The 25035-nt window shown below is 66.9% G+C and carries 18 protein-coding genes and 2 rRNA genes (1 of these 20 running past the window's edge); 7 read left to right on the top strand and 13 right to left on the bottom strand.

Going from position 1 to position 25035, the window contains the following annotated elements:
* Nucleotides 1–35: 35 nt before the first annotated feature.
* The 6 genes from hutU to IG196_RS31775 all read right to left on the bottom strand — a co-directional run bounded on the left by hutU (nt 36) and on the right by IG196_RS31775 (nt 6800).
* On the bottom strand, nt 36–1769 hold the full coding sequence (gene hutU / locus IG196_RS31800) for a urocanate hydratase (protein ID WP_192194405.1): 1734 nt from the start codon (nt 1767–1769) through the stop codon (nt 36–38).
* Between the two features lie 41 nt (nt 1770–1810).
* Nucleotides 1811–3373, bottom strand: coding sequence for a histidine ammonia-lyase (hutH, locus tag IG196_RS31795; protein ID WP_192194404.1), 1563 nt, complete (start codon nt 3371–3373; stop codon nt 1811–1813).
* Between the two features lie 66 nt (nt 3374–3439).
* Complete coding sequence (gene hutC / locus IG196_RS31790; RefSeq protein WP_101493555.1) at nt 3440–4177, bottom strand: histidine utilization repressor; 738 nt, start codon at nt 4175–4177, stop codon at nt 3440–3442.
* Between the two features lie 7 nt (nt 4178–4184).
* Complete coding sequence (locus tag IG196_RS31785) at nt 4185–4973, bottom strand: ABC transporter ATP-binding protein (RefSeq protein WP_099797335.1); 789 nt, start codon at nt 4971–4973, stop codon at nt 4185–4187.
* 2 nt (nt 4974–4975) lie between these two features.
* Nucleotides 4976–5821 carry an ABC transporter permease gene (locus IG196_RS31780; protein ID WP_374221139.1) on the bottom strand — a complete coding sequence of 282 codons (846 nt, stop codon included), beginning with the start codon at nt 5819–5821 and terminating at the stop codon, nt 4976–4978.
* Between the two features lie 13 nt (nt 5822–5834).
* Entirely contained in the window at nt 5835–6800 is a 966-nt protein-coding gene (locus IG196_RS31775) for an ABC transporter substrate-binding protein (RefSeq protein WP_192194403.1), read from the bottom strand.
* 305 nt (nt 6801–7105) lie between these two features.
* Here IG196_RS31775 and recQ point away from each other — a divergent pair, with 305 nt between their 5' ends.
* Nucleotides 7106–9016 (top strand): DNA helicase RecQ, encoded by a 1911-nt coding sequence (recQ, locus tag IG196_RS31770; RefSeq protein WP_180839074.1) that lies wholly within the window; start codon nt 7106–7108, stop codon nt 9014–9016.
* Nucleotides 9017–9026: 10 nt separating this feature from the next.
* Here the strand turns inward: recQ and IG196_RS31765 are convergent, their stop codons facing one another.
* Complete coding sequence (locus tag IG196_RS31765) at nt 9027–9929, bottom strand: LysR family transcriptional regulator (RefSeq protein WP_192194402.1); 903 nt, start codon at nt 9927–9929, stop codon at nt 9027–9029.
* A gap of 120 nt (nt 9930–10049) precedes the next feature.
* Between IG196_RS31765 and IG196_RS31760 the strand changes: the two genes are divergently transcribed.
* Nucleotides 10050–11279 (top strand): alpha-hydroxy acid oxidase, encoded by a 1230-nt coding sequence (locus IG196_RS31760; protein WP_192194401.1) that lies wholly within the window; start codon nt 10050–10052, stop codon nt 11277–11279.
* A 52-nt stretch (nt 11280–11331) separates the two neighbouring features.
* Nucleotides 11332–12300 carry a tripartite tricarboxylate transporter substrate binding protein BugE gene (locus tag IG196_RS31755; protein ID WP_412556362.1) on the top strand — a complete coding sequence of 323 codons (969 nt, stop codon included), beginning with the start codon at nt 11332–11334 and terminating at the stop codon, nt 12298–12300.
* 16 nt (nt 12301–12316) lie between these two features.
* Here the strand turns inward: IG196_RS31755 and xylB are convergent, their stop codons facing one another.
* The 4 genes from xylB to IG196_RS31735 form a co-directional block, all read right to left on the bottom strand.
* Nucleotides 12317–13786, bottom strand: coding sequence for a xylulokinase (gene xylB, locus IG196_RS31750; RefSeq protein WP_192194400.1), 1470 nt, complete (start codon nt 13784–13786; stop codon nt 12317–12319).
* 69 nt (nt 13787–13855) lie between these two features.
* Nucleotides 13856–15037, bottom strand: coding sequence for a nucleoside hydrolase (locus tag IG196_RS31745; protein WP_192194399.1), 1182 nt, complete (start codon nt 15035–15037; stop codon nt 13856–13858).
* 190 nt (nt 15038–15227) lie between these two features.
* Entirely contained in the window at nt 15228–16844 is a 1617-nt protein-coding gene (locus tag IG196_RS31740) for a S41 family peptidase (RefSeq protein ID WP_192194398.1), read from the bottom strand.
* Between the two features lie 79 nt (nt 16845–16923).
* Entirely contained in the window at nt 16924–19248 is a 2325-nt protein-coding gene (locus tag IG196_RS31735; protein ID WP_192194397.1) for an ATP-binding protein, read from the bottom strand.
* A 116-nt stretch (nt 19249–19364) separates the two neighbouring features.
* On the opposite strand from IG196_RS31735, the gene IG196_RS31730 reads away from it, so the two are divergent.
* From IG196_RS31730 to IG196_RS31715, 4 genes are all read left to right on the top strand, one after another.
* Nucleotides 19365–20564 carry a threonine ammonia-lyase gene (locus IG196_RS31730; protein WP_169805105.1) on the top strand — a complete coding sequence of 400 codons (1200 nt, stop codon included), beginning with the start codon at nt 19365–19367 and terminating at the stop codon, nt 20562–20564.
* A 121-nt stretch (nt 20565–20685) separates the two neighbouring features.
* Nucleotides 20686–20841 carry a hypothetical protein gene (locus IG196_RS31725; protein ID WP_180839076.1) on the top strand — a complete coding sequence of 52 codons (156 nt, stop codon included), beginning with the start codon at nt 20686–20688 and terminating at the stop codon, nt 20839–20841.
* A gap of 151 nt (nt 20842–20992) precedes the next feature.
* Entirely contained in the window at nt 20993–22864 is a 1872-nt protein-coding gene (locus IG196_RS31720; RefSeq protein WP_192194396.1) for a phosphoenolpyruvate carboxykinase (GTP), read from the top strand.
* A 237-nt stretch (nt 22865–23101) separates the two neighbouring features.
* Complete coding sequence (locus tag IG196_RS31715) at nt 23102–23314, top strand: hypothetical protein (protein ID WP_192194395.1); 213 nt, start codon at nt 23102–23104, stop codon at nt 23312–23314.
* Between the two features lie 164 nt (nt 23315–23478).
* On the opposite strand, the gene rrf is transcribed toward IG196_RS31715, so the two are convergent.
* Together rrf and IG196_RS31705 are read right to left on the bottom strand one after the other, a co-directional pair.
* Nucleotides 23479–23591, bottom strand: a 5S ribosomal RNA gene (gene rrf / locus IG196_RS31710).
* A 128-nt stretch (nt 23592–23719) separates the two neighbouring features.
* Nucleotides 23720–25035, bottom strand: a 23S ribosomal RNA gene (locus IG196_RS31705); it runs 1559 nt beyond the window's last position.

Below are 25035 nucleotides of genomic sequence, written 5' to 3'. Positions count from 1 at the left end.
CTTTTTTACTTCACCTGCTGCAGCGCCTGCCCGCGTTACTTGATCATCGGCAGCTTGAGGCCCTGCTTCTTCGCCGTGGCGACCGCGATGTCGTAGCCCGCGTCGGCATGGCGCATGACGCCGGTGGCCGGGTCGTTGAAGAGCACGCGCCCGATGCGCTTGGCGGCAGCGTCGGTGCCGTCGCACACGATCACCACGCCCGAGTGCTGCGAGTAGCCCATGCCCACGCCGCCGCCGTGGTGCAGGCTGACCCAGGTCGCGCCGCCCGCGGTGTTGAGCAGTGCGTTGAGCAGCGGCCAGTCGGAGACGGCATCGGTGCCGTCCTTCATGGCTTCGGTCTCGCGGTTCGGGCTGGCGACCGAGCCGGTGTCGAGGTGGTCGCGGCCGATGACGATGGGGGCCTTGAGCTCGCCGTTCTTCACCATCTCGTTGAAGGCCAGGCCGGCGATGTGGCGCTCGCCCAGGCCCAGCCAGCAGATGCGTGCGGGCAGGCCCTGGAACGCGATGCGCTCGCGCGCCATGTCGAGCCAGCGGTGCGTGTGCGTGTTCTCGGGGAACAGCTCCTTGATCTTGGCGTCGGTCTTGTAGATGTCTTCCGGATCACCCGAAAGCGCGACCCAGCGGAACGGGCCCTTGCCTTCGCAGAACAGCGGGCGGATGTAGGCCGGCACGAAACCCGGGAAGTCGAAGGCGTTCTTCACGCCTTCGTCGAACGCGACCTGGCGGATGTTGTTGCCGTAGTCGACCGTGGGGATGCCCATGGCCTGGAAGTCGAGCATGGCCTGCACGTGCACGGCGCACGACTTCGCGGCGGCCTTCTTGAGCGCGTCGTGTTGCGACACATCCTTCATGGCGGCCTGCCATTGCGGCACGGTCCAGCCCGAGGGCAGGTAGCCGTTGATCAGGTCGTGCGCGGAGGTCTGGTCGGTCACGAGGTCCGGCTTGAGGCCGCCGGCGTTGGCGCGCTTCACCAGCTCGGGAAGGATGTCGGCCGCGTTGCCCAGCAGCGCGATCGACACGGCTTCCTTGGCATCGCCGTGCTGCTTGATCAGTTCGAAGGCGTGGTCGATGTCACGTGCCTGCTTGTCGACGTAGCGCGTGCGCAGGCGGAAGTCGATGCTCGACTGCTGGCACTCGATGTTCAGCGACACGGCGCCGGCCAGCGTGGCGGCGAGCGGCTGCGCGCCGCCCATGCCGCCGAGGCCGGCCGTGAGGATCCACTTGCCCGCGAGGCTGTTGTTGTAGTGCTGGCGGCCGGCTTCGACGAAGGTCTCGAAGGTGCCTTGCACGATGCCCTGGCTGCCGATGTAGATCCAGCTTCCTGCCGTCATCTGGCCGTACATGAAGAGGCCCTGGCGGTCGAGTTCGTTGAAGTGTTCCCAGTTGGCCCACTTCGGCACGAGGTTGGAGTTGGCGAGCAGCACGCGCGGTGCGTTCTCGTGCGTCTTGAACACGCCGACCGGCTTGCCCGATTGAATGAGCAAGGTCTCGTCGTCTTCGAGTTCCTTCAGCGACGCGAGGATCTGGTCGTAGCAGGCCCAGTCGCGCGCGGCGCGGCCGATGCCGCCGTACACCACGAGGTCTTGCGGACGCTCGGCCACCTCGGCGTCGAGGTTGTTCTGCAGCATGCGGAACGGCGCTTCGGTGAGCCAGCTCTTGCAGTTCAGCTCGGTGCCGCGCGGGGCGCGGATCACGCGGGTCGGGTCATGGCGCGGGTCGGTGCCGGCGGCGGGGGTGTTGTTCAGGGCGAATTTGTCGGGTGCGTTCATGGCGTGGTTCTCCTTGTCGGGTGGCGGACGGACGGTTCGGATTACTTGGCGTGGCTGGGCAGGATGTCGAGCAGCGCGGCCGGCAGGTCGGCCGCGAGCGCCCACAGGCGCATGGCTTCGATGTCGGGTGCGAGGTAGCGGTCGCGCTCGAGGAAGGCGACCTTCTGGCGGATGCGGGCGAACTCGGCCTCGACCAGCGGCGAGCTCTTGAGCCCGCGTTTCAGTTCGATGCCTTGCGCGGCAGCCATGGCTTCGATGCCGACGACGACGGCGGTGTTGTTGACCATGTCGCCGAGGCGGCGCGCCGCGAAGGTGGCCATCGACACGTGGTCTTCCTGGTTGGCCGAGGTCGGCAGGCTGTCGACGCTGGCGGGGTGCGCGTGCGACTTGTTTTCCGACGCGAGCGCGGCGGCCGTGACCTGCGCGATCATGAAGCCGGAGTTCAGGCCGCCGTCGCGCACGAGGAACGGCGGCAGGCCCGAGAGGCCGCTGTCGAGCAGCAGCGCAAGGCGGCGTTCGGCGATGGCGCCGACTTCGCTCACGGCCAGCGCAATGATGTCGGCCGCGAAGGCGACCGGCTCGGCGTGGAAGTTGCCGCCGGAGATCACCTCGCCCGTGTCGCAGAACACGAGCGGGTTGTCGGACGCGGCATTGGCTTCGATGACCAGCACGCGCGAGGCGTGGGCCAGGTTGTCGAGGCAGGCGCCCATCACCTGGGGAATGCAGCGCACCGAGTACGGGTCTTGCACGCGGCCGCAGTCGGCGTGCGACGGCACGATCTCGCTGCCGTCGAGCAGCGTGCGCACGGCACCGGCCACGGCGATCTGGCCGGGCTGGCCGCGTGCGGCGTGGATGCGGGCGTCGAAGGGCTTGATCGAACCCTGAATCGCTTCGAGCGACAGCGCGCCCGACATCAGCGCGGCGGCAAACACGTCTTCGGCGCCGAACAGGCCGGCCAGCGCGAGCGCGGTCGACACTTGCGTGCCGTTGAGCAGCGCCAGGCCTTCCTTGGGGCCGAGCACGAAGGGTTCCAGGCCGATGCTGCGCATGGCTTCGGCGCCGCTCACCTTCCGGCCGTCGGCCAGCGTCGCTTCGCCTTCACCGATCAGCACGCAGGCCATGTGCGCGAGCGGCGCGAGGTCGCCCGAGGCACCCACCGAGCCCTTGCACGGAATGCTCGGCGTGACGCCCGCGTTGAAAAGCGCCAGCAGCGCATCGACCAGCGCGGGCCGCACACCCGAGTGCCCGCGCGCCAGGCTCACCGCCTTGGTCGCGAGGATCATGCGCACCACCGGCGCGGCCAGCGGGTCGCCCGTGCCCACGCTGTGCGAGAGCACGAGGTTGCGCTGCAGCTCGGCCAGGTGGTCGTTGCCGATGCGCGTGCTGGCGAGCTTGCCGAAACCGGTGTTGATGCCGTAGACCACCTCGTCGTTCTCGACGATGTGGCGCACCGCGGCCTCGGCCTTGGCCATGCCATCCTGCACCGACGGGTCGAGCGCAAGGCGCACGCCGCCGGCCTGGATGCGTCGCAGCATCGCAAGGTCGACCTTGCCGGGCGTGAGGGTCAGGGTGGCTTCGGGGGTGGCGGTGTGATTGCTTGGCATGTGAACCTGTCTATACAAGTGGTTGCGAGAGAAAACGTAGGCCTCTGAGGGTCGAAAAAAAACGGGTTAGCCGAAGGTCGGGTTGCCGTCGGCTTTGAAACGGCTGCCGAGGCTGTAGCGCGAGGCCGGATGCAGGCAGCGCACCCAGGTCACGGGCGTGTTGCGGATCCAGGTGCGGCGCGTCAGCAGCAGGCAGGGGTCGGTGGGCGCCATCGCGAGCCGCTCGGCCTGTTCGGCGCTGGGCAGCACGGCATCGACGACGTGTTCGATCTGGTCGAAGGGCACGTGGCGCACCAGGTACTCGCTGGGTGGCACGGCCGTGAAGTCCTGCTCGAGAAAGTCGGGCACGACCTGCGGATTGACGTAGCGCTCCTCGAGCTGCACGGGCGTGTCGTTGTCCAGGTGCAGGCAGGCGCTGTGGAACACCGAGTCGCCCGCGCGCAGGTCGAGCCAGGCGGCCACGTCGGGCGAGGCCGCAAGGCGCTCGACCGCGAGCATCTCGCAGCGGTAGTCGTGGCCGCGCTGGCGGATCTCGCTGGCGATGTTGGCGATCTGCAGCAGCGTCGACTGCGGCTTGTTCTCGGCCACGAAACTGCCGACGCCGGCCACGCGCACGATGCGCCCCTGCTCCATGAGCTCGCGCAGGGCGCGGTTCACGGTCATGCGCGCCATGCCGAACTGCGCGACCAGCTCGTTCTCGGAAGGCAGGCGGTGGCCGGGCGGCCACGTGCCGTCCTGGATCTTGCGGGAGATGTGATCCTTGACTTGCGCGTAGAGCGCGAGGGACGGCAGGTCGCGTTTCATCGTGCTTTCAATGTTCCGCAGCGGCCATCGACTCGGCGCGGATTTCTTCGGTCAGCCGTGCCTTGATGTCCATGAACTCCGGCGAGGTCTTGATGGTGTAGCTGCGCGGGTGCGGAAAGTCGACCGCGATCTCGGTCTTGATGCGGCCCGGCCGCGCGCTGAACACCGCCACGCGGTTGGCCATGAAGATCGCCTCGTCGATGTCGTGCGTGACGAACAGCACCGTCTTCTGCGCCGACTCCCAGATGCCCAGCAGCAGCTCCTGCATGAGCACGCGGGTCTGGTTGTCGAGCGCGCCGAAGGGCTCGTCGAGCAGCAGCATCTTGGGGTCGTTGGCCAGCGCGCGCGCAATGGCCGTGCGCTGCTGCATGCCGCCCGAGAGCTGCTTGGGAAAGTGGTGCTCGAAGCCGCGCAGGCCGACCTTGGCGATGAAGAACTCGCTGCGTTCCTTCTGGTCGGCCTCGCTCATGCCGCGCTCGCGCAGACCGAAGCGGATGTTCTGCGCCACGGTGAGCCACGGAAAGAGCGTGTAGCTCTGGAACACCACGCCGCGGTCGGCGCCCGGGCCTTCGATGCGCTCGCCGTCGAGCATCACCTGGCCGGTGGTCGGGAAGTCGAGCCCCGCCACGATGCGCAGCAGCGTCGACTTGCCGCAGCCCGAGGGGCCGAGGATGGTGACGAAGTCGTTCTCCTTCACCTCGAAGTCGATCGGCTGCAGCGCTTGCGTGCGCTGGCCCTTGGTGCCGGTGAAGACGCGCGAGACGCCTTGAATGGAGAGTTGGTTGTTGCTCGTCATCATCACAGTGCAGCCCATGCAAACAGACGGCGATTCATCGCCTTGAAAGCGAAGTCGGACAGCAGGCCGATGACGCCGATCACGATGATCCCGAAGATGATCTGCCCGGTGTTCAGCAACGCCTGGCTGTCGGTGATCATGTGGCCGATGCCCGACGAGGAGCCGATGAGCTCGGCCACGATCACGTAGGTCCAGGCCCAGCCCAGCACGAGGCGCAGCGTTTCGGCGATGCCCGGTGCGGCGCCCGGAATGAGCACGCGCGCCACGATGCCGCGGCTGTTGGCGCCCAGCGTGTAGGCGGCCTCGACGAGGTCGCGCCGCGCGCCGCCCACGGTGACAGCCACCATCAGCACGATCTGGAAGAACGAGCCGATGAAGATCACCAGCAGCTTCTGCATTTCGCCCAGGCCCGCCCACAGGATGAGCAGCGGAATGAACGCCGAGGCCGGCAGGTAGCGGCAGAACGAGACAAAGGGCTCGAAGAAGGCCTCGACGGTCTTCCAGGTGCCCATGGCCACGCCCAGCGGCACCGCAAGCACGGCGGCCAGCAGGAAGCCGCCGAACACGCGCCACACGGTCATGCCGATGTCGCCGATGAAGCCGTACTCGGTGAAGAGCAGCCAGCCCTCCTTGACCATCGTGATCGGGCTCGCCAGGAAGGTGGGCGACACGAAGCCGCCCAGCGTGGCAATGCCCCACACCACCACGAAGAGCACGAAGAAGCCGAGCCCCAGCATCGTGCGCGCGGACGCGCTGATGGGTTCGAGCGGCGCGAACACGCGGCGCCGCACGGGGGCTGCGGGCGGCGGCGTCACGGCGCGCGCCGGGGCGGCGGTCATCGGTTGCATCTGCGGCAAGGCCTTACTTGACATAGCTGGCGTCGAAGGTGGCGGCGTAGTCTTCCGGCGCCTTGCGGATCACGCCGGCCTCCAGCAGGATGGCCGCGGCTTCCTTCATGAAGCTGGTGAGTTCGCCCGCAAAGAACTTCTGGTTGGCGGCCTTGTCCTGCCAGCGCAGGTAGGCCGACGACTTGGCGAACTGCTCCCCGCTTTGCTTGACGGCCGAGCCCATGAGCTCGTTCGACTTGGCCGGGTCGGCCTTGATCATGTCGAGCGCGTCGAAGTACGACTTGGTGAGCGCGGCGGCGGCCTTGGGGTTGGCCTTGAGCCAGGTGGGGGCGCAGCCGACGGTGTCCATCACCATCGGGTAGTCGAGCGTGGTGGCCAAAATTTTGCCGGCGGCCGGGTTGGCGCGCACGGTCGAGAGGTAGGGCTCGTAGGTCATGGCGGCGTCGTTCTGGCCGGCCACGAAGGCCTGCGCAGCGGGCTGCGGCTCGAGCGAGACCACCTTCACGTCCTTCAGCGTCATGCCGTTCTTGCTGAGCATCCAGGCCAGGCCGAAGTACGGTGCGGTGCCCGGGGCGCTCACGCCGATGCTCTTGCCCTTGAGGTCGGCAAAGCTCTTCACGTCGTTGCGCACGGCCAGGCCGTCGGCGCCGTAGGACTTGTCCATCTGGAAGATCTGCACGATCGGCACGCCGTTGGCGTTCCAGGCCACGTGCGTTTCCACGGTGGTGGCCGCGCATTGAATGGCGCCGGAGGCCAGCGCCAGGTGGCGGTCCTTCTGCGGAATCATCTTGAGTTCGACGTCGAGCCCGTTCTTCTTGAAGATGCCGGCCTTGTCGGCCAGCGAGAGCGGCGCAAAGCCGGTCCAGCCGGACATGCCGAGCGAAATCTTCGTGTCCTGGGCGGCGGCCGTTCCGGCCATGCCCGCTGCACATGCACCTGCTGCCAGCAGCGAAGCGACTTTCACAACTACCTTGACCATGGGGACTCCTGGTTCCATTTTTTGAGAGAGATGACTCGGCGATACATGCCCAGGGGATATGGACAGCACGCCTCGCATTGTTGCCAGGCGCCCCAACTTGTCTATACAGGATAACCCGAAAGTCCTGTTTCGGTGCATTTCAGAGAGAAATGCACCAGTTTGCTGTCTAGACAAGAGGGGTGCCGGGACGGCGTTCACCATTGCAAACGCCGTGCCACAGTCAGATCGGGGCCGCTGGGGGACAATCGGCGTCCGCCCCGGCTCCGGCCCTTTTCTCCCCCTCTCCCGCCCTTCGCACCCCGCCTGTGTCTTCCCTCGCTCCCCGCCCCTTCGACGCGTCCAGCGACGGCAGCAGCTCCGGCAGCGCGGCCCCCGCCGACATCCTTCACGACGTGTTCGGCTACGCCCGGTTCCGCGGGGCCCAGCAGGACATCGTGGAGCACGTGGTGGGCGGCGGCGATGCGCTGGTGCTCATGCCCACGGGCGGCGGCAAGTCGCTCTGCTATCAGATCCCGGCCATTGCGCGGCAGCGCGCGGGGCGCGGCGTGTCGGTGGTGGTGTCGCCGCTCATCGCGCTGATGCACGACCAGGTGGGCGCGCTGCACGAAGCGGGCGTGAACGCGGCCTTCCTGAACTCCACGCTCGACTGGGAACAGACGCAGGACGTGGAGCGCCGCATGCTGCGCGGCGAGATCACGCTGCTGTACGCGGCGCCCGAGCGGGTGAACACGCCGCGCTTTCTGTCGCAGCTCGATTCGCTGAACGAGCGCGGCAAGCTCTCGCTGTTCGCCATCGACGAGGCGCATTGCGTGAGCCAGTGGGGCCACGACTTCCGCCCCGAGTACCGCGCGCTCACCGTGCTGCACGAGCGCTACCCGGGCGTGCCGCGCATCGCGCTCACGGCCACGGCCGACGACCTCACGCGCGCCGACATCGTCGAGCGGCTGCAGCTCGAGCAAGCGCGCCAGTTCGTCTCCAGCTTCGATCGTCCGAACATCCGCTACACCATCGTCGAGAAGAAAGACGCCACCACGCAGCTGCTGCGCTTCATCGAGCGCGAGCACGAGGGCGATGCGGGCGTGGTCTATTGCCAGTCGCGCAAGCGCGTGGAAGACCTCGCGACGACGCTGAAGGGTGCCGGCATCAATGCGCTGCCGTACCACGCGGGCCTGGACGCCGCGGTGCGCCAGAAGCACCAGGACCGCTTCCTGCGCGAAGAAGGCATCGTGATGGTCGCGACCATCGCCTTCGGCATGGGCATCGACAAGCCCGACGTGCGCTTCGTCGGCCACGTCGACATGCCCAAGAACATCGAGGGCTACTACCAGGAAACCGGCCGCGCGGGCCGCGACGGCGCCCCCGCCGACGCCTGGATGGCCTACGGCCTGAACGACGTGGTGAACCAGCGCCGCATGATCGACGAGAGCCCGGCCGGCGAAGAGTTCAAGCAGGTGATGCGCGGCAAGCTCGACGCCCTGCTGTCACTGGCCGAGGCCAGCGACTGCCGGCGCGTGCGCCTGCTGGGCTACTTCGGCGAGCAGAGCACGCCCTGCGGCAACTGCGACAACTGCCTGAACCCGCCGCAGGTGTGGGACGGCACCGATGCCGCGCGCAAGCTGCTGAGCACCATCTACCGCGTGCAGCAGCAGAGCGGCATCAGCTTCGGCGCGGGCCACATCATGGACATCCTGCGCGGCAAGGCGACCGAGAAGGTCAAGCAGTTCGGGCACGAGCGCATCAGCACCTTCGGCATCGGCGCGGAGTTCAGCGAGGTGGCGCTGCGCGGCGTGCTGCGCCAGCTGATCGCCACGGGCGCGCTGGCGGTCGATGCCGAAGCGTTCAACACGCTGAAGCTCACCGAGGGCTCGCGCGCGGTGCTCAAGGGCGAGGCCACGGTGTCGCTGCGCGAGTCGGTGTCGTCACCGGCCGAGCGCAAGCCCCGGCGCGAGAAGGTCGCCAAGGGCGCACCGTCGCCGGCGGCCGCCTCGCTGGACGACACCGGCAAGAAGCGCTTCGAGGCGCTCAAGGCCTGGCGCGCCGAGGTGGCGAAGGAACACAACCTGCCGGCCTACGTGATCTTCCACGACGCCACGCTGGCCGCCATTGCCGAGCGCGCGCCCGCGACGCTCGAAGACCTGCAGGGCATCAGCGGCATCGGCACGAAGAAGCTCGAGGCCTACGGCGCCGAGGTGCTTCGCGTGTGCGAAGCCTTCTGACCACCTGCGGCTAGAGCAGGCGCGCGGCCTTCGAGAAATCGATGGACGCGAGCACCACGGCGCGCATGGCCGTCAGCAGATGCCGCTCGTCGTTGGCGCGCTTCTGGAAGGTGTAGGTCAGCGCGGGCAAGGCCTGGCGGGTCTTCAGGATGCGCAGGTCGCCGCGGCGCGACAGCAGGCGCGCCCAGCCTTCCGGCAGGAACCCGACGCCGATCCCCTCGATCAGCAGGCCGGCAACGGCGCCCCAGCTGTTGCAGCTGAGGCGGTGCGGCGCCTCGAGGTTCTCGGCCATGAGCCATTCGTCGAGCAGGCGGCTGGTGCCCGCGCCAGGGGGCTGCGTCACGATGGGATGTTGCGCAAGCAGCGACGCGCCGAGGGTCGTGCTTTTGCCCACGAGCGCGGGCGCGGCCACCCACACGAAATGCGCCTGGCCGACGGTGTGCGACGAGATCAGCCCGTGGTGCGGTGAACGCCCGGCGATCACCGCGCAGTCGAGCTCGCCGTTGCGCAGGCGCTCGTCCAGCGCAGAACCGAAGTTGACGTGCGGCTCCAGGCGCAAGTCGGGCAGGTGCCGCCCCACGTGCGCGACGAGCTGGGGCAGCCAGGTCAGCGCGCTCAGCTCGCCGATGCCGAAGGTGCAACGGCCACCGAGGCTGGCGGGCGCGCCGATCGACCGCTTCGTTTCGTCGGCCGCCAGCAGCAGCGCGGCGGCGCGCGGCAGGAAACGCTCGCCCGCGTCCGTGAGCGTGGCCCGCTGCCCGGCGCGGTCGAACAAGGGCGCGCCGAGCGACACCTCCAGCTCGGCCAGGCGCTTGGACAGCGACGAGGTCGACAGGTGCAGCCGCTGCGCCGCGAGCGCAAAGCTGGCGCAAGTCGCGGCCCAGTAGAAGGCCTCCAGTTGCTTCAGCGTCATGCGCCGTCCCCTCCGTCATTTCGAAAAAAGCGAAATGACAAATTACCATAAATTCGCTTTTTTAAAACCTTCTGCCCCCCTACAGTCCGCGCGGACCGAACGACTGACTGGATGGCGGACATGACTGTTTTCTCGCGTGCCTTCGATGCCCCGCGCCCCGCGCCGGCGCAAGCCCCGGCGGCTGCTGCGACGCCGCGCCGCCTGGCCGGCATCCTCTCGCTGCAGGACTTCGAGCACGCGGCGAAGCGCCGGCTGCCGCGCCCGCTGTTCGGCTACATCGCCGGTGCGGCGGAAGACAACCGCTCGCTGGACGCCAACCGCGCCGCGTTCGACGCGCACGACTTCCTGCCCCGGGTGCTGGTCGACGTCTCCCGGCGCTCGCAGGAGGTCACGCTGTTCGGCCAGCGCTATGCATCGCCCTTCGGGATCGCACCAGTCGGCATCAGCGCGCTGTCGGCCTACCGCGGCGACCTGGTGCTCGCGCAGGCGGCGCAGGCGGCCGGCATTCCCGCGGTCATGAGCGGCACCTCGCTCATTCCGATGGAAGAAGTGGCCCAGGCCGCGCCCGGCACGTGGTTCCAGGCCTACCTGCCGGGCGATGCGGCACGCATCGACGGCCTGGTGGCGCGCATCGCCGGCGCGGGCTTTCGCCACCTGGTCGTCACGGTCGACATTCCCGTCTGGGCGAACCGCGAAAACAACGTGCGTGCCGGCTTCACGACACCGCTGCGGCCCAGCCTGCGGCTGGCATGGGACGGCCTCGTGCGGCCGCGCTGGCTGCTCGGCACGCTCGCGCGGACCTTCGTGACGCAGGGCATGCCGCACTTCGAGAATTCGTTCGCCACGCGGGGCGCGCCTCTTTTCTCCAGCACCGCGATCCGCGACACGACCGGCCGCGACCACATCCACTGGGACCACATCGCCCGCATCCGCCAGCAGTGGCGCGGGCCGCTGATCCTGAAGGGCATTCTTCATCCGGCCGATGCGCGGCGCGCGCGGCAGCTCGGCGCCGATGGCCTCATCGTCTCCAACCACGGCGGCCGGCAGCTCGACGGCGCGGCACCGGCGCTGCGCGCGCTGCCGCAGGTGCTGGACGCCGCGGGCGAGCTGCCCGTGATGGTCGACGGCGGCGTGCGTCGCGGCAGCGACGTTCTGAAGGCGCTGGCGCTGGGCGCCAAGGCCGTGTTCGCCGGCCGGCCGTTCATGTATGCCGCCGCCGTGGGCGGCCACGCGGGCGTCACGCACGCGATCCGGCTGCTGCGGGACGAGGTCGACCGGAACATGGCGATGCTCGGCGTCAACGACCCGGGCGAGCTCGATGCGAGCTGCCTGATCCCGCGGCGCCCCTGAGCGGCCGCCACTCATCCCACCCATTCCATCAATCCAAGAGGAGGAAGACACCTTGCCGAAAAACCCCACCCTGTTCGCCCTCGCCTGCCTGCTGGCGGCGACCGTGCCCGCCCACGCGCAGGGCTACCCCGACAAGCCCGTCAAGCTGCAGGTGCCGTTCGCGCCGGGCGGCACGACGGACATCATTGCGCGCGTCATTTCCGAGCCCTTGGGCAGGCACCTGGGGCAGAGCGTCATCGTCGAGAACAAGTCGGGCGCGGGCGGCGCGATCGGGGCCGCCGAGACCGCGCGCGCCACGCCCGACGGCCATGCGCTGGGCATCGGCACCGTGTCGACGACAGCGGCGAATCCGGCCATCAACCCCAAGGTGCCGTACAACCCCAAGACCGACTTCACGCCGATCATCAACCTGGCGGCGACACCCAACGTCATTGCGGTCCACCCCAGCTTTCCGGCCCGGGACTACAAGGGCTTCATCGAGGTGCTGAAGAAGAACCCCGGCAAGTACGCCTACGCCACCGCAGGCACGGGCAGCATCGGGCACCTGCAGATGGAGCTGTACAAGGGCATGGCCGGCGCGTCCGTCACGCACATCCCCTACCGGGGATCGGGTCCGGCGCTCAACGACACCGTCGCGGGCCAGGTCGCGATGATCTTCGACAACCTGCCGTCGGCGCTGCCCTTCATCAAGGACCGCCGGCTGATCCCGATCGTCGTGGCGGCGTCCGAGCGCCTGAAGGACCTGCCCGATGTGCCGACCTTCAAGGAGGTCGGGCTCGCGCCGGTGAACCGCATGGCGTACTACGGCATCGTGGGCCCCAAGGGCCTGCCCAAGGACGTGGTGGACAAGGTGCACGCGGCGGCGCGCAAGTCGCTGGAAGATCCCGCCGTGCGCAAGCGCATCCAGGACACCGGCTCCTTCGTCGTCGGCAACACGCCGCAGGAATTCACGCAGCAGATCGCCGCCGAGTTCGACGTGTACAAGAAGGTGGTGGACTCCGCCGGGCTCACGCCGGACTGAACCGGCGAGCGCCTCTTCAGGCCACCGACGCCCAGACCGGCGCCATCGCGCGGTAGAGCGTGCGGAAGGCCTCGAGCCGGGGCTGGTAGGCCGCGTGCAAGGCGGCGTCGGGCGCGAGCACCTGACGCACGGCCGGCGCGACGACGACACCCGCCGGGTCTTCGCCCGTGACCGCCAGCCGCGCGAGCCGCGCCGCACCGAAGGCCGGGCCGCGATCGGCGGATTCGTACAGCACCAGCGGCACATCGAGCACCGAGGCGATCAGCTGCGCCAGGAAGGCCGAGCGCGCGCCGCCGCCGATCAGCGCCAGGCGCTCGGGCGGCGCCGTCTGGGCGCTCAGCGCTTCCAGCCCATCGGCGAGCGAGAAGGCGATGCCTTCGCAGACTGCCTGCATCAGGTCGGCACGCGTGGTGGCGCCCGAGAGCCCGACGATCGCGCCGCGCGCGAACGGGTTGTTGTGCGGCGTGCGTTCGCCGAACAGGTAGGGCAGCGCGAGCAGGCGCGACGGTCCGGTGTACGCGGCCTCGACCTCGGCCAGCAGCTCGCCGACCGACGCACCACCGGTGCACGACGCCAGCGCGGCCAGCGGGCTCGCGCCGTTGAGCAGCGCTGCCATGCGGTACCAGCGCTGCGGCAACGCGTGGCAGAAGGCGTGCACCAGCCGTTCGGGATCGGGACGGTGCGCGATGTCGGCGACCAGGATCTGCGCCGAGGTGCCGAGCGACACGAAGCCGTCGCCCGGCCCGACCACGCCGATGCCGACGCCGCCTGCCGCGGCATCGCCCGCGCCGCCGGCAATCGGCACGCCGCGCGGCAAGCCCCAGCGCGCAGCCAGTGCATCGCGCACGGTGGCGCAGGGTTCGCACGACTCGACCACGCGCGGCAGCCAGGCGGGATCGACCCCGCAGGCGGCAAGCGCCTGCGGCGACCAGCGGCGCTGCGCCTGGTCGAACAGCCAGGTGCCGGCCGCGTCGGTGACGTCGGTCACCTTGTCGCCCGACAGTTGCAGGCGCACGTAGTCCTTGGTCAGCAGCAGCGAACGGGCGCGCGCCACGGCGTGAGGCTCATGGGTGCGCAGCCAGCGCAGCTTGGGGCCGGTGAAGCCGGCCATCGGCTGCACACCGACGGCGCGGCGCAGGGCCAGGTCGGTCTGCATGAGTTCGGCGGCCTCGGCAGCGGCGCGGCCGTCGTTCCACAAGATCGCGGGGCGCACGGGGCGGTCGGTTTCGTCGAGCAGCACCAGCGAGTGCATCTGGCCCGACAGGCCGATGCCTTGCACGCCGGCCATCGCTGTCGGGTGCGTGCGCGCCAGTTCGTCGAGGCCGTCGGACACGGCGTTCCACCACTGGTCGGGGTCGTGCTCGCACCACAGCGGCTGCGGGTACTGCGAGCTGAGCGGCCGATCGACCGTGGCCACGACATGCAGCTGCATGTCGGTCAGGACGATCTTGACCGCGGAGGTTCCGATATCGATGCCGATCAGCATGCGTGTGTTCCCTGTTCGAGGGCCGGAGTATCGGCGCCCCGGCCAAGCGCGCAGGCTGACGGCAGGTGCTTACGGTGTGGTTGCCGGCAGCGTGATCGGCACCGGGCGCGTGTGCAGGTCGATGTAGAGCTCGAAGAAGCGCGCGTTGTCGAACTTCTTCACCACCGTCATCTTCTGCAGCGGCACGCCCGCGGGCGGCGTGGCGTAGCCGATGGAGCGGCCGTTGTCGGCAGCGCCGGGCTTGGCGACCACGTCGACATAGCGCTCGACAGTCTGCGTGGCGTAGCGCGGATCGATGAGGTAGGCCAGCACCAGCGTGTCCCAGATGTTCTGCGTGTAGTTCGGGTTGTTCTCGAAGCCGTTGGTGCCGCTGAAGCCGTAGCCGTTGAGCTTGCGGAACACCTCGGTCACGGCCGTCGGCTTGGCCGGGTGCGCAATGCGGTCGTAGACGGGCTTGGTGAGGAACACGGTGTCGGTCACGTCCAGCGGCACCACCACCTGCGGGATCGGCAGGCGCACCACGAACTGCGCGGCCTCGGGGTCGAACCACCAGTTGAACTCGGCGAAATGGGTGGTGTTGCCGGCCACGTCGACGGCGCCGCCCATGTAGATGATCTTCTTGATCAGCGGCACGATGTCGGGGCTCTTCTTTACGGCCAGCGCGATGTTGGTGAGCGGGCCGATGGCCAGGATGGTGATCTCGTTCGGGTTGGCCTTGACGGTGTCGATGATGAAATCGACCGCGCTCTTGCGCTGCACCACGGTGCGCGTGGCAAAGCCGTCGGGCGAAGGCTTCAGATCAGCGTCGGTCTTGGGCTCGGGGCCGCTCCAGGCGCCCAGGTAGCCGTCGCCGCCCGCGCCGGCCTTCATCTCGGCCTCGATGGTGGCGTAGTCGTGGTTGATGGCGTAGTTCTCGCCCACGTAGACGCCGATGCGCTGGCCCACGCCCAGCCGCTCGACCGACATCAGCGCGTCGGCCACGCCCTGCTTGAGCCACTGGTTGCCCGACACCACGCTGATGCCCATCACCTGCACCTTGCCCTCGGCCTGCAGCTGCGCGGCCATGACGCCGAGCTGGCCGTCGTCGCTCATGGTGTTGTAGTCGCTGTCGATGATGACTTTCTGCGCCACCGGCGGCGCGGCGAACCCGGGCGCCAGGCCGATGCCGTCGTTCCCGCCCCCACCGCCGCCGCATGCCGTGAGCACGGCCACGGCGACGAGCCAGAAGGTCGTCACTGTCCATTTGCGCATCTGCTTCTCCTAAGTGTTTGGTTTTCAGTCCGGTCTTCAGAGGAGCGCCGGGGATTGAAAACGTTTGCGCAAACCTTTGCGCAAACGTTTGCCAAACTCTAAATGGCAGGCCACCAGCGTGGCAATGGGGTGTGGCTAGGGGTTTTCCGCGAGGCCGGGGCCGGCCTCGCGCGGGGACGTCAGCCCGCCATCAGACAGGGGCTGGCAAGAGGTCGATCCACCGGTTCTCGCGCAGCGGCGAACGGGGAAGCAGGGCGGGCTCGTCGTCCAACGGCGTGTCGCCCTTCTCCAGGCCCAGTGTGTCCGCGGCCTTGGCGGATGCGGTCGGCGCCGCGCACGACCCGGTGTCGCGCAGCCGCAGCGCCGCGGCCAGCCGGCGCTCGGCGGGGTCGCCCAACGGGTGGCTGAAGTCGTCGGACACGACGCAGCCCGCATTGGGCGCGAAGCCGTCGCCGTAGTCGCCGAAGCCGGCCTGGTTCACGCCTTTGAAGTTGACCGCGAAGTAGGTCGTGCCGCAGTTGTCCTGCGGCACAAAGCCGTAGGGCTTGCCGCAGGTGGTGGTGCCCACGAGGTTGACCGTGACGCCCACGCCGCGCAGGCTGTTGATGACCGACTCACTGGCGGAGCACGTGCCGCCGCTCGTCAGCAGCGTGACGCGCGAGAGGCCCAGCGTGGGCAGCGGCTGGCCGGCGCGGGTGGTCGTGAAGAAGGGCGTGAGGTTTTCCGCGAGCGTGGTGCGGTACGGGTTCTTGTCGTTGAAGGTCAGCAGCTCGAAGGTTTTGCCGTTCGTCGGGCCCGGCCCGGCCACCATGTAGGCCAGCCGGCTCGCGATGTGCAAAAAGCCGCCGCCGTTGTAGCGCATGTCGATCACGAGGTCCTGGATGCCGCCGTCCTGCTTGAGCGTGTTCATCGCCGCGACGAGCTGCGCCTCGGCGGTCGTGATGTGGTCGTTGAACAGCAGGTAGCCCACGCGGTTGCCGGCCGGCCCGATGGTGCGCGTGAACTGCACCGGCGTGCTCGTGATGCGCTGGGCCGTGAGCTCGATGGGGCTGCCGCGCGTGCCCTCCACTTCGAAGGTGAAGGTGTGCTTCTCGCCGAGGGCCCGTGGCGAGAGCGCGCGGAAGATGGGGTCTCTCTCGCTGTCGGGGACGGACACCACGTCGATGCCGTCGACGACGACCAGCTTGGCCCCACGCACCAGGCCGGCCGCCGCGGCCGGCGAGCCCGGCTCGACGAAGGCGATGCGGATGTTGCGCGGCACCGAACTGCGCACGGTGGCCATCTCCATGCCGTAGCCGGCCGACACGCCGCCTTCGGACTGCAGGCGGTACGCCTCGGTGTTGTTGGTGAAGTGGAAGCGGTCCTTGGCCCGCCCCGACGGCGTGGTGGCCGGCGTCTTGAGCACGTCGAACCAGGTCTGCGGCGTGGCGTAGTCGGCCGCCTTGAGCGTGGGGGGCACCTCGTTGTACCAAAGGTAGGTTTCGTCGATCCAGCCACGCACCCAGCTCTTTTCGTTGTCGACCGTGCCGGCGCTGTCGGGATAGGCGCGGCCGGTCGCGGGGTTGATGCCCGGGCGCGGCGCGGCGCACTGGCCGGCGACGGTCGACGACGCGACGATGCCGCCTTCACCTCCACCCCCGGGGTTGGGCGTCGGCGCCACGCCGATCGGGAACCCACCGCCGCCACCTCCCCCACCGCCGCCTCCACCGCATCCCACCAGGAGACCGGCCAGGGCGAGCGCCATCGCGCCGGCACAGGCGGCCAGGGCCCGCGAGCGCCGCGACGCATCTGCATTGCGAAAGGCCATCGGGTCCTCCTGGCGTCCGCGGTGGCGGACAGTTCTGATTGGTCTTGTTCGGGGTGCGGGGGGCGCGGAACGCCGCCCGCTACTGGATGAAGCCCATGCCGCGCGATTCGCGTACCTCGGGCTTGATCCGGTGCTCGGCTTCGAGCTGCTCGAGAAACTCCGCCGCCGAAAACTCGGTCGCGAGGATGTCGGTCTGCCGTTTCACGGCCGCGAAGTCGCCGGGGCACAGCTGCGACAGCTGCGCCAGGCGCGCGCGCACCTCGCCCGTGAGCAGCGCCGCGTCGCCCGCGAGCGCCTCGGTGACGAACATGCGTTCGCGCTGCGCCGCGGTGAGCGGCATGAACTTGATCTTGAAGGTGAAGCGCCGCAACGCCGCCTGATCGAGCCGGTCGAGCAGGTTGGTGGTGCAGACGAACACGCCGCGAAAGCGCTCCATGCCCTGCAGCATCTCGTTGACCTCGGTGACCTCGTAGGTGCGCTGCGCACCGCGCCTGTCTTGCAGGAACGAGTCGGCCTCGTCGAGCAGCAGCACGGCCTTCTCGGACTCGGCCTCCTTGAACATGGCGGCCATGTTCTGCTCGGTCTCGCCGACGTACTTGCTCATGAGGTCGCTGGCCTGCTTGACGATGAGCGGGCGGCCCACGGCCTTGGCGATGTGCTCGGCCAACGCGGTTTTGCCGGTGCCGGGCGCGCCGTAAAAGCACAGCGTGCCATGGCCGCGCGCCTTCAGCGCCTCGACGATGCGCGGGATCTCGAAGCGGGTTTCGACGTGGAGCATGTCCAGGTCGTAGGTGGTGACGCTGCGGCGCTCGGCCGGGCTCTTGTCGAGCGTGCCGAGTGCGAGGTCGGCGTTGCGCAGCTGGCGCTCGATGAGGGCCTCGACCGACGCCTCGTCGGTCTTCGCGAGGCCGGCGAAGCGCACGGCGGTGCGGATCTGCGCAGGCGTGAGGCCCTTGCGTTCCGCCAGCTTGGCGGTGAAGGCCTCGGACACGACCACGCCTTCGAGCGTCTTCTTCACGAGCTGCTCGCGCGCACCGGGCGGCGGCGACTTGAGTTCGAGGTGGTAGGCGAAGCGGCGGCGGAAGGCCGGGTCGATCTGCTCGATGCGGTTGGTGACCCACAGCGTGGGCACGGGGTTGGCCTCGAGGATCTGGTTGACCCACGCCTTGCCGCTCACGCTGCCGCTGGCCGGCGCGGGAATCTGCTCGGCGCGCGCCATGAACTGCGCGGCCTCGGTGCTGATGGGCGGGAACACGTCCTCGACCTCGTCGAACAACAGCGCCGCCTGCGCACTGCCCTTGAGGAACACCTGCGCGATCTGCAGCGAGCGGTAGCGGTCGCGGCCGCTGAGCGAGTTGCCGTCGCGGTCGGCGTACTCGACCTCGAAGAGTTCGAGGCCCGCGGCCTGCGCGACCACCTTGGCCAGCTCGGTCTTGCCGGTGCCGGGCGGACCGTAGAGCAGCACGTTGACGCCGGGCTCCTTGCGCGCCACGGCCGCACGCAGCAGCGTGACGAGCATCTGCGCGTCTTCCTGCACGAAAGAAAAATCGTGCGGCGTGAGCGCGCTCTTGGCCGAGGGCCGCGTGAACACGGCCATCAGTTCGTTGTGGTCGCGGTACTCGCGCATGAGCACGGGCGGCAGCTTTTCGCTGACCTTCATGAGGTCGGCGAGGTCGGTGATGTTGTGCTCGGAGATGAGGTTCTCGACGAGGCCGATGCGTTCGAGCCGCGAGCCCGCGCGCAATGCCTCGCCCACCTCGCTCGCGTTGACGCCCGCGATGTCGGCGATGGCGGCGTAGGCCTCGGGCGCGTTGTTGACCTTGAACTCGACCAGCAGCGAGCGCAGGTCGCGCTGGTAGCGCGCGAGCGTGCCGTACAGCAGCAGCGCGCGCTCGGCCTTGTTGAGCTGCAGCAGGCCGGCGAGCGCGTCGATGTTCTTCTCGACCAATGTCGACTGCTTGCGCAGCGCATGCGTGAGCCAGTCGCGTGTGACGGCGAGCACCGAGAGCAGGTCTTTGGGCTGGTCTTTCGCGTACTCGTCGAGGTAGAAGAACAGCGTGCCTTCTTCATACGGGCCGCGCCACACGCCGTGGCGTTCGAGCAGCGTGCGGCCATCGAAATCTTCGACGCCTTTCCACGCTTCGTTGCCCGCGCAGCGGCGGCCGAGAAACTCGCGCAACCGCTGCAGCACCGCGGCGGGCCACACGAGGTGGCGCCCGGTGAGCGAGAGCAATCCGTTGATATCGCGCCGCACATTGAAGCGCGGGCCCTGCTTGGCCGCGAGCGTGAGCACGAAGTGCGAGCACATGAGCTCGAGCACCGGCGCTTCCTTGAGACCGGGCGAAGGCAAGGCCTGCCCGCGCACCGCAGCAGCCACCACATCGACACCCGCACGCTTGACCATCAGGCAACCTCCTGCGAGGAAATACTTGGAGCGACCATAACGCAGACTTTTGGCTTCGGGAAGACGCCGAAAGAGTAAAAACCCTGATCCGCTGGATTCCAGCCACAATGCGCGCCATGGTCGGAATCGAAGCTATCCGGCGCGCCGCGGCGCGCCTGCAGGGCCAGGTGCTCAACACGCCCTGCGTGGAGTCGCGCACGCTCTCCGAAATCGTGGGCGCGCAGGTGTTCCTGAAGTTCGAAAACCTGCAGTTCACGTCGTCGTTCAAGGAGCGTGGCGCGTGCAACAAACTCGTTGATTTGTCTGAAGGCGGCACGCGCGGCGTGATCGCCATGTCGGCCGGCAACCATGCGCAGGGTGTGGCTTATCACGCACAGCGGCTGGGCCTGCGCGCACTCATCGTGATGCCGCGCTTCACGCCGGGCGTAAAGATCGAGCGCACGCGCGGCTTCGGCGCCGAGGTGGTGCTGCACGGCGACACGCTGGACGCAGCGCGCGCCCATGCACTGGCGCTGGCCGAGCGCGAAGGCCTGACCTTCGTGCATCCCTACGACGACGAGGCCATCATTGCCGGGCAGGGCACGATCGCGCTCGAGATGCTCGACGCGGTGCCCGACCTCGACACGCTGGTGGTGGCGGTCGGCGGCGGCGGGCTCATCGCGGGCATGGCCGTCGCGGCGCGGGAGATCAAGCCCGGTATCGAGATCGTTGGCGTCCAGACGCAGCGCTTTCCGGCAATGGTGAACGCCGTCAAGGGCACCCACCACGCGCAAGGCACGAGCACGATCGCCGAAGGCATCGCGGTCGGCACGCCGGGCGTGCTGACGCGGGAAATCATCGCGGCCAAGGTCGACGACCTGCTGCTGGTGGACGAAGGCGACATCGAGCAAGGCGTGCTGATGCTGCTGGAGATCGAAAAGACCCTGGTCGAAGGCGCCGGTGCGGCCGGCTTGGCGGCGCTGATCCGTCACCCCGAGCGCTTTCGCGGCAAGCGCGTGGGCCTTGTGCTGTCGGGCGGCAACATCGATCCGCTGCTGCTCGCGGCCATCATCGAACGCGGCATGGTACGCGCCGGCCGGCTGGCCCGGGTGCGTGTCAGCGCGCGCGACGTGCCGGGTTCGCTGGCCCAGATCACGGCCACTGTGGCCGAAGCGGGCGCTAACGTCGACGAGGTGCACCACCAACGCGCCTTCACCATGCTGGCGGCGCAGAATGTCGACGTCGAGCTGGTGCTGCAGACGCGGGGCCGGGCCCATCTGGCCAGCGTCTTAAGCGCCCTGAAAGACGCCGGTTTCGAAGCGGTGGAGCAGCACTGAGGGCTCCTCGCAACCCCCTAGACCCGCTGGCGGCGCCTCGCCGGTAAAATGGCGGGAGTTTTGTCATTTGCGGTTGACTGCATTTGATGCTTTGTCATTTGCGTATTCGAGGTATCTCCCGATGTCCCATCCCACCCCCGCCGAGCACGGCCACCACGCTGCCGCCGCTGAACCTGACGCCGTCGAATCGGTCGTTCACCTGATGCCGCTCGTGCTCCCGCTGGCTGGCGGCGTGCTGATGCTGCTGCTGGCGTCGATCGCCGTTTTTCTCGCCTGAGCTGACAGGCTTTCGCGCTTTTGTCCGCGGGCTGTGCGGCCCGCGTTGACGCAATCTCCCAAAGCGAAACGTTTTCTCAAACGGACCTCCGTGCCTGGTCAGGCGCGGCGCCCCGTTCGGAAAGACGATTTTTCAACTTAGGAGATTTCCGATGAACGCACCCACGATGAAGGGCCTTCCCATTCAGGCGCCCTCATACGTCAAGAACGCCAAGCTGATCGCCTGGGTGGCCGACATGGCCGCGCTGTGCAAACCCGAGGCCATCCACTGGTGCGACGGCAGCAAGGAAGAATACGACCGCCTCTGCCAGCAACTGGTCGACGCCGGTACCTTCAAGAAGCTGAACCCCGCCAAGCGCCCGGGCTCGTTCCTCGCGATGTCCGATCCGAGCGACGTGGCACGCGTCGAAGACCGCACCTTCATCTGCTCCGCACAGAAGGAAAACGCCGGCCCCACCAACAACTGGATGGCCCCGGCCGAGATGCGCACGACGCTGCAGCCCCTGTTCGACGGCTGCATGAAGGGCCGGACCATGTACGTGGTGCCGTTCAGCATGGGCCCGCTGGGCTCGCCCATTGCGCACATCGGCATCGAGCTGTCCGACAGCCCCTACGTGGCGGTCAACATGCGCATCATGACCCGCATGGGCCAGGCCGTGTACGAGGTGCTGGGCACCGACGGTGAGTTCGTGCCGTGCATTCACACCGTGGGCGCGCCGCTCGAGGCCGGCCAGAAGGACGTGTCCTGGCCCTGCAACACCACCAAGTACATCGTTCATTACCCTGAAACGCGCGAGATCTGGAGCTATGGCTCGGGCTACGGCGGCAACGCGCTGCTGGGCAAGAAGTGTTTTGCACTGCGCATCGCCTCGAACATGGGCCGCGACGAAGGCTGGTTGGCCGAGCACATGCTGATCCTGGGCGTGACCAATCCCGAAGGCAAGAAATACCACGTGGCGGCGGCATTCCCCAGCGCCTGCGGGAAGACGAATTTCTCGATGCTGGTGCCGCCGGCGGGCTTTGATGGGTGGAAGGTCACGACCATCGGCGACGACATCGCCTGGATCAAGCCGCAGGCCGACGGCACGCTTCGCGCCATCAACCCCGAGGCTGGCTACTTCGGCGTGGCGCCGGGTACCAACATGCTGACCAACCCGAACTGCATGCGCAGCCTGGACGAAGGCGTGATCTTCACCAACGTCGCGCTGACCGACGACGGCGACGTGTGGTGGGAAGGCATGGAGCAGGACACGCCAGGCAAGGCGCTGCCGGCGCACCTGATCGACTGGCAAGGCAAGGACTGGACGCCGCAGATCGCCAAGGAAACCGGCGCCAAGGCCGCGCACCCGAACGCGCGCTTCACCGTGGCCGCCACCAACAACCCCGCGCTCGACGATGCCTGGGACGACCCGAAGGGCGTGAAGATCGACGCCTTCATCTTCGGCGGCCGCCGCTCGACGACCGTCCCGCTGGTCACCGAAGCCCGCAACTGGGTCGAGGGCGTCTACATGGCCGCGACGATGGGCTCGGAAACCACCGCTGCGGCCGCCGGCCAGCAGGGCGTGGTGCGCCGTGACCCGTTCGCGATGCTGCCGTTCATGGGCTACAACATGAGCGACTACTTCCAGCACTGGCTCGACCTGGGCAAGAGGCTGGAAGCCTCGGGCGCCCAGCTGCCGAAGATCTACACGACCAACTGGTTCCGCAAGGGCGCCGACGGCAAGTTCGTCTGGCCGGGTTACGGCGAGAACATGCGCGTGCTGAAGTGGATGATCGACCGCGTGGAAGGCAAGGCGACGGAAGGTATCGAACACATCACCGGCGTGAGCCCGCGCTATGAAGACCTGAACTGGACCGGCCTGGATTTCAGCGCCGAGCAGTTCGCGACGGTCACGAGCATCGACAAGGCGGCCTGGCAGGCTGAGCTGAAGCTGCACACAGAGTTGTTCCAGCAGCTGGCGCACCACCTGCCGAAGGAGTTGCCGGAGACGAAGGCAGCGATTGAGCAGCGGTTGACGGCCTAAGTAAGCACTTCTCGCAGGCTCATACGACCTGCGAAGCGCGGGCACTGAAAACCCAATAGAAAGCCCGATGAGCTCACCTCATCGGGCTTTTTTGTTTTGAGCGACGGGCAATTATCGCCTCGGCAGGTGATTCCAGGTCATGGCGGAGTCTTTGTCGACGTCGAGCGAGCTTTGCAGACGGCGCGCCGGCGCCTGGCCGGTTTGCAACGAGATCCTCAGAAGCACGCACGCCATGCGATGAAGGTGCTGATGAAGTTCAAGCTGCTGGAGCTGCATGCGGTGTCGCACGCTGAGTGGGGAGCGTGGCTTGGCGGGACGCCGTATTTCGAGCGGATCCGGGCTCGATTCTTTGCGGATGAGACGTTGGCAGCTCTAACTGGGGAGTTGCTGTCGGAGCTGATTGCGGTTGGTGCAGCGCAATCCGATGCTTTGGGGGTTCGCAACGCTTGATCAGCGGTTGTTTTGTCCCAATAAAAAAGCGCAATCTCTTTCGAGTTGGCGCTTTTTCTTTGTCTATCTATTCGCTTGCTCGTGCTTTGCGCGTTCTTTGCCTTTGCGTCGCGCAAAGCAAAAAACCCCAGTCATTGCTGACTGGGGTTTTCTGGGCTGTAAGAGCCTGACGATGACCTACTTTCACACGGGAACCCGCACTATCATCGGCGCTGAGTCGTTTCACTGTCCTGTTCGGGATGGGAAGGAGTGGTACCAACTCGCTATGGTCATCAGGCATAAAGGGTTGTCTGACTGATCACACGATCAATCAAACGAATTCATAGAGTTTGGAATCAGCTTTTGGCGAATTATTTTGAATGCGTCAACTTGGCATAACACCTTGATCAGATTGATCAAAGTTATAGGGTCAAGCCGCACGAGCAATTAGTATCAGTTAGCTTAACGCATTACTGCGCTTCCACACCTGACCTATCAACGTCCTGGTCTTGAACGACTCTTTAGGGGGCTCAAGGCCCCGGCAGATCTCATCTTGAAACGAGTTTCCCGCTTAGATGCTTTCAGCGGTTATCTCTTCCACACTTAGCTACTCGGCAATGCCACTGGCGTGACAACCGATACACCAGAGGTGTGTCCACTCCGGTCCTCTCGTACTAGGAGCAGGCTTCCTCAAATCTGCAGCGCCCACGGAAGATAGGGACCAAACTGTCTCACGACGTTTTAAACCCAGCTCACGTACCTCTTTAAATGGCGAACAGCCATACCCTTGGGACCGGCTACAGCCCCAGGATGAGATGAGCCGACATCGAGGTGCCAAACACCGCCGTCGATATGAACTCTTGGGCGGTATCAGCCTGTTATCCCCAGAGTACCTTTTATCCGTTGAGCGATGGCCCTTCCATACAGAACCACCGGATCACTATGTCCTGCTTTCGCATCTGCTCGACTTGTCAGTCTCGCAGTTAAGCACGCTTATGCCATTGCACTATCGTCACGATGTCCGACCGTAACTAGCGTACCTTCGAACTCCTCCGTTACGCTTTGGGAGGAGACCGCCCCAGTCAAACTGCCTACCATGCACTGTCCCCGATCCAGATAATGGACCTAGGTTAGAACCTCAAACACACCAGGGTGGTATTTCAACGTTGGCTCCACAAGATCTAGCGACCCTGCTTCAAAGCCTCCCACCTATCCTACACAGATCTGTTCAAAGTCCAATACAAAGCTACAGTAAAGGTTCATGGGGTCTTTCCGTCTTTCCGCGGGGAGATTGCATCATCACAAACATTTCAACTTCGCTGAGTCTCAGGAGGAGACAGTGTGGCCATCGTTACGCCATTCGTGCAGGTCGGAACTTACCCGACAAGGAATTTCGCTACCTTAGGACCGTTATAGTTACGGCCGCCGTTTACTGGGACTTCAATCAAGAGCTTGCACCCCATCATTTAATCTTCCAGCACCGGGCAGGCGTCACACCCTATACGTCCACTTTCGTGTTTGCAGAGTGCTGTGTTTTAATAAACAGTCGCAGCCACCGATTTTTTGCAACCCATTCATGCTTCGTTGTTCACTACACACTAATAGGGCACACCTTCTTCCGAAGTTACGGTGTCAATTTGCCGAGTTCCTTCTCCTGAGTTCTCTCAAGCGCCTTAGAATACTCATCTCGCGCACCAGTGTCGGTTTGCGGTACGGTCGTTGTTAGCTGAAGCTTAGTGGCT

This window comes from Variovorax sp. 38R, from assembly GCF_014843395.1.
Classification (GTDB): domain Bacteria; phylum Pseudomonadota; class Gammaproteobacteria; order Burkholderiales; family Burkholderiaceae_C; genus Variovorax; species Variovorax paradoxus_H.
Note: the sequence above shows the minus strand (reverse complement) of the source record. Positions and strands in the feature narration are given on the sequence as shown.